This window comes from Subtercola boreus (assembly GCF_003399635.1).
In the GTDB taxonomy this organism is placed as follows: domain Bacteria; phylum Actinomycetota; class Actinomycetes; order Actinomycetales; family Microbacteriaceae; genus Subtercola; species Subtercola boreus_B.
Genome location: NZ_NBXB01000089.1, coordinates 1 through 676, shown reverse-complemented (window position 1 = coordinate 676; position 676 = coordinate 1). Strand labels below are relative to the sequence as shown.

Annotated in this window: 1 protein-coding gene; it reads right to left on the bottom strand. The window is 63.0% G+C overall.

The window, feature by feature from the left end; all coding sequences use genetic code 11:
* The coding region (locus tag B7R22_RS18610) for an IS3 family transposase (protein WP_116413167.1) at nucleotides 1–676 on the bottom strand (676 nt) is incomplete at both ends.

Genomic DNA, 676 nt, shown 5'->3' with positions numbered 1-676 from the left:
GGGGTGAGTTTGCCGAGGCCCCGTTGGCGGCGTCGGCGGTTGTATTTCGTTTCGATCCACACCACGATCGCGAGGCGGAGTTCCTCGCGAGTGTTCCAGCGCCGGGTGTTCAGAACGTTCTTTTGAAGGAGCGAGAAGAACGATTCCATGGCGGCGTTGTCGCTGGAGGAACCCACCCGCCCCATCGATCCGTGCAGCCCGTTGTTCTTCAGCAGCCGTACGACGCGGTTGGATCTGAATTGGCTGCCTCGGTCGGAATGTACGATCGTGCCGGCTGGGGCGCGGAGCGCGATCGCGTTACGCAGCGCCGCGGCTGCGAGCTCGGACTTCATTCGGGAATCGATGGAGTACCCGACGATCTTGTTGGAACAGCAATCCTTGACCGCGCACAAATACAGTTTGCCCTCACCGGTCCAGTGCTCCGTGATGTCGGTCAACCAGACCTGGTTCGGTTCTGTCGCGGCCGTAATGAAGTCGTGCGTCACTCGGCCTTTGTCATCGGTCACGCCGAGCAGGTCGTCGTGGACAGCGGGGCCGGGCTTGTTGCCTTTCCCGCGTCGTCGGTGGTGCGAGGCCTGCAACCGGGCGATCCTGGCGAGGCGCCATACCCGGTTTTCGCTCGCAGCGATCCCGGCATCAGCGAGCTCGTCCGCGAGGAACCGGTAACCCAACGTCG